Genomic DNA, 1,590 nt, shown 5'->3' with positions numbered 1-1,590 from the left:
CTCGCCGGGCGAATGCCAGTGTTGCCCTCGAACGCGGTCGCGATCTCCTGGACGGCGCCGGTGTTGTTAGTATGATGATTGCGGCCCGTGATCAACGCCGCCCGGGTGGGCGAGCACAGCGCAGCGACGTGCATGTTGTTGTAGCGCAAGCCCCCGGCGGCGAGTCGGTCGAGCGTCGGCATGGCAATCGCACCACCGAAGGTGCTCGGATGCGCAAACCCCATGTCGTCGAGCAGCACGATTACGACGTTCGGCGCGCCCTTCGGTGCTTTCACCTCGAATCTGGGCGGCGCTTTAGCGTTGCGCACGTCGACTTCGGTGACGGGCGTTCGCCTTGGCTCAACGATCGGGAGGACCGTCCGCTCAAGTGCGCCCGGTGACGCCTTCTGTGCCGCAGCGATGCCCGCGAGGCTGAGGCCCAGCGCGAAAGCTGTCAACGCACAACGCAGGCTGTCCGGTTTCATCGGCGCACGGCCGCCGGAAAAATCGTTACTCGACTTCATGGTGCTTCCTCCAACTTCGATCGTGTTGCCGGCAAATGTGCCGTTGCGCGAACTACTTGCGGACGACTGCCGCGCCATTGGGGCCGGCGCACCCTGCACGGTAGACGCCTTTCGCGCAAACCGCCTTCGGTGCCGGTGGCGGTACCGGCTTGCGGACGGCGGCGGCGCCATTCGGTCCCACACAGCCCGCGCGGTAGACGCCTTTGGCGCAGGCCGCCGCCGAGGCGTCCAGCGGCAGCAAAGCCGCCACCGTCAGTACGGCGGCGCCGGTAAATGAGCACGGTCCGTTCATGATGAGTCCCTTTCCAGAAACCGACGTTTTTCAAATCACCGACACAGCTTTTCGAACAAGCTCACCCTCGGCTAGACGATCGTCGAGGGCAGCACGGACGACTGTAGACCCTGCGCGCACTGCGCGCACTACTACCTTCCCTTGCGGACAGTAGACGGCGAGCATTTCGAAGTCCATAGTGGATGCGAGAGATATTCACGTCTGGACCGTGCTCTCGAGCCATCGCCGCCATCGTCGCTGACGAATTCAGTTTCGGTTCAGGTGAAGTCGAGCGGGGGCACTGACGTGACGCGCCTTCGCCACCAATGATCGGAGGTCCACGAAATGAAGCAACGAACCCTTTGCTGCCTGGCGTTGGCAGGTCTGTTGATTTCCGAAGCGAGCGCACAACAGTTCGTGTACCCGGCCAAGGGCCAGAGCCCGCAGCAACAGAAGAGTGACGAGGCGGCCTGCTATTCGTGGGCGGTCAAGCAGTCCGGCTTTGATCCGGCCAAACCACCTCCGCCCGCGCCCACGGCCAAGCCGCCGACCACAGCGACTGGGACGACTCCGGGGGCAGGTGCTCGCGGCGCGTTGCGCGGCGCTGCTGTCGGCGAGATCGCCGGCGGAAACGCCAGCGCAGGTGCGGCGGCGGGTGCGGTGGCTGCGCGCGGGCAAAGCCGCCGGCAGAACGTGGCGGCAGCGAATTCGGCCCAGCAGCAGCAGGCGGCGGTCACGCAGCAAAAGCAGGCTTCGTTTGCCAAGGCTCGCGCCGCATGCCTAGAGGGTCGTGGCTACACTGTCAAGTAAGGCGGG

Annotated in this window: 3 protein-coding genes; 1 reads left to right on the top strand and 2 read right to left on the bottom strand. The window is 65.0% G+C overall.

Going from position 1 to position 1,590, the window contains the following annotated elements:
- Positions 1 to 503 (bottom strand): sulfatase-like hydrolase/transferase (locus QTI68_RS40070; protein ID WP_286529972.1); only part of this gene is annotated, 503 nt, incomplete at its 3' end.
- A gap of 52 nt (positions 504 to 555) precedes the next feature.
- A complete protein-coding gene (locus QTI68_RS40065) occupies positions 556 to 795 on the bottom strand; it encodes a hypothetical protein (protein ID WP_286529970.1) in 240 nt (79 codons plus the stop codon).
- 324 nt (positions 796 to 1,119) lie between these two features.
- On the opposite strand from QTI68_RS40065, the gene QTI68_RS40060 reads away from it, so the two are divergent.
- A complete protein-coding gene (locus QTI68_RS40060; RefSeq protein ID WP_286529968.1) occupies positions 1,120 to 1,584 on the top strand; it encodes a hypothetical protein in 465 nt (154 codons plus the stop codon).
- Positions 1,585 to 1,590 lie beyond the last annotated feature (6 nt).

Origin of the sequence: Variovorax sp. J31P207 (assembly GCF_030316965.1) — a bacterium.
GTDB classification, from domain to species: domain Bacteria; phylum Pseudomonadota; class Gammaproteobacteria; order Burkholderiales; family Burkholderiaceae_C; genus Variovorax; species Variovorax ginsengisoli_B.
This window is presented reverse-complemented; position numbering and strand designations above follow the sequence as displayed.